Origin of the sequence: Trebonia sp., from assembly GCF_049794275.1 — a bacterium.
In the GTDB taxonomy this organism is placed as follows: domain Bacteria; phylum Actinomycetota; class Actinomycetes; order Streptosporangiales; family Streptosporangiaceae; genus Trebonia.
Map to the genome: position 1 here is coordinate 1 of NZ_JBARCR010001309.1, position 4,301 is coordinate 4,301.

Here is a 4,301-nt window from a genome sequence, read left to right on the forward strand (position 1 = left end):
GCGCAACCGTGCCCAGTGGCTGCGCGAAGGGGCCGCGGCCCTGCGCGACGACGCCAGGGAGGGCTTCCGCTCCGCGTGGGAACAGGCGGCAACCGAGCACCCCGGCCCCGAAGGCGGCGAGTCCGGCGAAGGCGCCGGTCACCCGCACGGCGCCCATGACTGGGGTTCCTGGCTCGGCTGGGGCGACTGGGGCCGCTGGAGCGACTGGCCCGGCCGCCGGAGCTGGCCAGGCCCGAAGGACATGGGCGCATTCCGCGACCTGGAGCGCCTCACCAGGGACTTCGCTACCGACCTGCGCAAGGTGGCCTGGGAGTCCGGCGCGCTAGGCGGCGACGTCCTAACCGACCTCCGCAGCATCCTGGAAGAAACCCTGGACCGCATCCGCGCCGAAGTCTTCGGCGCGCACCAGGAGCCCGCCTCGGAAGCAGAGCCGCCCGCCTCCCAGGAGAACCCGCCGCCTAAGGCGTGAAAACTATCTTGCCGGTGTGGGTGCCGTCGATCATGGCGGCGAAACCCGCCGCGGCATCGCGCAGCGGAAGCACGCGGTCGATCAGCGGCCGGGTGCCTGTCTGCTCGAGGAAGCGGAGCAGCCTGCCGAGCTGGTCGCGCGTTCCCATGGTCGACCCGACGATGGACAGCTGGGTGAAGAACACCCGGTTCAGCTCGGCGGGCGGTACCTGGCCGCTGGTGGCGCCGGACACGACGATGCGGCCGCCCGGCCTGAGCGAGCGCAGCGAGTGCCCCCAGGTCGCCTCGCCAACCGTCTCCATGACCACGTCGACCCGTTCCGGCAGCCGGGCGCCGCTGGCGAACGCCTGATCCGCGCCGAGCTTGAGCGCGGCTTCGCGCTTGGCCTCGCTGCGGCTGGTCACCCACATCCGGTATCCGGCCGCCCGGCCGAGCAGCACCAGCGCGGTCGACACCCCGCCGCCGGCGCCCTGCACCAGGACCGTCGCGCCCGGCTCCACGCCGGCCTTCTCGAACAGCATCCGGTACGCCGTCAGGTACGCGGTGGGCAGGCAGGCGGCCTCCTCGAACGACAGCGCCGCAGGCTTCGGCACCAGGTTGCGCCTGGGCACGGCGACCTGCTCGGCGAACGTGCCGTCGTAGCGCTCGGACAGCAGCGACCTGCGGGGGTCGAGGGTCTCGTCGCCGCCGCCCGCGTCGGCATCCGCCACCACGGCGTACACGACGACCTCGTTACCGTCCTCGTCGAACCCGGCGGCGTCACAGCCGAGGATCATCGGCAGCCGGTCCGCGGGCAGCCCGACCCCGCGCAGCGACCACACGTCGTGGTGATTGAGCGCCGTCGCCTTGACGGTAACGGTCGTCCAGCCGTCCTTCGGCCGCGGATCGGGCCGCTCCCCCGTCTCAAGCCCGCCCAGTGGATTATCGGCATCAATACGCGCGGCGTAGACGGCAAACATGATCACGACCCTACCGGGCGGTGATCGGAATGAGCTAGCGGCGGGCGACTCCGTCGGCGCGGGCCGCGGCGGCGACCGCGGCGGCGACGGCCGGGGCGACGCGCTCGTCGAACTGGCTCGGGATGACGTAGTCCGGGGCGGCGTCGCCGCCGACCAGGGCCGCTATCGCGTCCGCGGCGGCCAGCTTCATGCGCTCCGTCACGGTCGACGCCCGGACGTCGAGCGCGGCACGGAACACGCCGGGGAAGGCCAGCGAGTTGTTGATCTGGTTCGGGAAGTCGCTGCGCCCCGTCGCCACTACCGCCACATGGCGGCGGGCGACGTCCGGGTGGATCTCCGGGTCGGGGTTGGACAGCAGGAACGCGATCGCGCCAGGCGCCATCCGCGCGATGGCTTCCTCGGCCAGCGTGCTGCCGGACAGCCCGATGAACACGTCTGCCCCGCGCAGCGCGGCTTCCGGCGAGCCGGCCAGCCCGGCGGCATTCGTCACCTTGGCGAGCGCCGCCTTCACCGGGTTCAGGCCGTCCCTGCCGTCGTAGATCAGGCCCTTGCTGTCCGCCACCGCGATGTCGCCCACGCCGGCGGACAGCAGGATCTTCGACACCGCGATTCCTGACGCGCCGGCGCCGCACACCACGACGCGCAGGTCGCCGAGGCCCTTGCCGACGACGCGGGCGGCGCCGCGCAGCGCGGCCAGCGTCACGATGGCCGTACCGTGCTGGTCGTCGTGGAACACCGGAATGTCGAGCATGGCCCGCAGCCGGTCCTCGATCTCGAAACAGCGCGGCGCGGAGATGTCCTCCAGGTTGATGCCGCCGAAGCTCGGCGCCAGCGCCGCGACCGTGCGCACCACTTCGTCCACGTCGGTGCAGGCGATGCAGACGGGCACCGCGTTGATGCCGGCGAAGCGCTTGAACAGCAGCGCCTTGCCCTCCATGACGGGCATGGCCGCGGCTGGGCCGATGTCGCCGAGGCCGAGCACGGCGGTGCCGTCGCTCACCACGGCGACGGTGTTGCCCGTCCAGGTGTACTCGCTGGCGAGTTCCGGCTGGTCCGCGATGGCGCTGCAGACCCGGGCCACGCCGGGCGTATAGGCCATGGCGAGTGCGGCTCGGTCCGGCACGTCCACGGTCGGCCGCACGTCGATCTTGCCGCCCCGGTGCATCGCGAAGACGGGGTCGGCAGCAAGGGAAGCATGAACAGAAATAGGCTCGTCGCCCACGGTTAACCCCCAGAGGTTCGGTACGGGGATGGTCGCGCGCCGGCCAGGCCGCGACCGGGGGTTCCACCGGCCGCTCGGCACCTGGACGCGCCGATCTCTCCAGATACGGGGGTTACCCGCTGCTACATTGTGCCATGGACGGCGTGGTGGTAGCGCCGCACCCGCCGATCTGTGTAATACTCAATACCGGTACCAGCCCATTACACCGGTTCCCCGCCGCAAGGGATCGCCAGTGGACCTGTCTTCCTATGCCGAACTCGCGGTCCGGCTCGTGAACACTTCGAGCCTCGGGCACGAGGGCGGCGACCAGCTCACGACGCTGGACGGGCTGCGCGCGCTCGTGGCCGACAGGGAGCACCTGAACCACGGCATCTCGCGCGTCGACCTCGAGGCCCTCCGCCAGCTCAGGACCGAGTTCCGCGCGTTCTTCGTAGCCTGCTCCCTGGGCGACGGCGCGGACGCCGCCGCGCGGCTGAACGAGCTGCTCATCCAGAACCCGGTGCACCCGCAGCTATCAGGGCACGACGGGCAGACGTGGCACGTGCACTACACCGAGAGCGGCTCCATGTCGGACAAGTACGCCGCGGGCGCCGCGATGGGGCTCGCGGTCCGGCTCACCGAGCTGGGCCTCGACCGGTTCGGCCTCTGCCAGGCGACGCCGTGCCAAGGCGTGTTCATCGACACCACGCCAGCAGGGACCAAGCGGTACTGCTCGCGGCGGTGCGCTGACCGGGCATCGCTCGCCGCGTCTGGCGCCCGCAAGCGAGAGGAAGAACCCCAGGCTTAGCCACGTGCCGTTAAGGCAGGACGTCCGACGGCTCGAGGCGCATCAGGTCGTCTTTGGTCCACTGCCGCTCCGGATCGGCCGCGAGCCGGAACGCGTGGCGGAGCCGGGCGTTTTCCAGCTCGTTCCGAACACTGCGGGCGTTGGCGAACCGCGGCTGAGTCATCCGCGTTGACAGGTAGTCGCGCAATGTCGCCTCCGCTTCGTCCGACAGGTAGTAGGACGTCCGGTCCAGCATCAACTGCCCGATCGAGAGAAGTTCGTCGACGTCGTAGTCCGCGAAGTCGAGGTGATGGGCGACTCGCGAGCTCATGCCGGGGTTGGAATCGAAGAAGCGGTCCATGCGGTCCCTGTAGCCGGCGAGAATCACCACGAGCTTGTCCCGCTGGTTCTCCATCACCTGCATGAGGATGTCGATGCACTCCTGGCCGTAGTCCTTCGAGTCCTCGGCGCGGTACAGGGTGTAGGCCTCGTCGATGAACAGCACGCCGCCCATCGCGCGCTCGAGGACCTGCTTGGTCTTCGGCGCGGTCTGCCCGATGTACTCGGCCACCAGGTCATCGCGCATGGCATGCACCAGATGACCCTTCTCCAGGTAGCCAAGCCGGTAGAGCAGGTCTGCCATCATCAGGGCAACCGTCGTCTTCCCGGTTCCCGGCGCCCCGGTGAAGCACATGTGCAGGTTCGGCCGGGACGCCGAGAGCCCGAACCGCTGCCGCGCCCGGTCGACCAGCAGCAGCGAACCGATTTCCTCCACTTTCCGCTTCACGGGGACGAGCCCGATCAGTTCAACGTCCAGCTCCATGAACAGGTCATCGATGCCTGCCGCCCGCCGCTCAGCGGCGAGGGTGATCGTCGCATCCGGCAG

At 70.3% G+C, this 4,301-nt stretch carries 4 protein-coding genes and 1 pseudogene; 2 read left to right on the plus strand and 3 right to left on the minus strand.

The window, feature by feature from the left end:
- A pseudogene (locus WA805_RS31690) lies at window positions 1–469 on the plus strand (hypothetical protein); the annotation flags it as partial.
- Here WA805_RS31690 and WA805_RS31695 read toward each other — a convergent pair.
- Complete coding sequence (locus tag WA805_RS31695) at window positions 459–1,427, minus strand: zinc-binding dehydrogenase (RefSeq protein WP_422288940.1); 969 nt, start codon at window positions 1,425–1,427, stop codon at window positions 459–461. The pseudogene WA805_RS31690 and the gene WA805_RS31695 sit on opposite strands and share 11 nt — an antisense overlap.
- Window positions 1,428–1,461: 34 nt before the next feature.
- Window positions 1,462–2,592, minus strand: a complete 1,131-nt coding sequence (locus tag WA805_RS31700; RefSeq protein ID WP_422279976.1) for an NAD(P)-dependent malic enzyme — start codon at window positions 2,590–2,592, stop codon at window positions 1,462–1,464.
- 289 nt (window positions 2,593–2,881) lie between these two features.
- On the opposite strand from WA805_RS31700, the gene WA805_RS31705 reads away from it, so the two are divergent.
- Entirely contained in the window at window positions 2,882–3,436 is a 555-nt protein-coding gene (locus WA805_RS31705; RefSeq protein WP_422279968.1) for a CGNR zinc finger domain-containing protein, read from the plus strand.
- Between the two features lie 10 nt (window positions 3,437–3,446).
- Here the strand turns inward: WA805_RS31705 and WA805_RS31710 are convergent.
- The coding region (locus tag WA805_RS31710) for an AAA family ATPase (RefSeq protein WP_425244186.1) at window positions 3,447–4,301 on the minus strand (855 nt) is incomplete at its 5' end.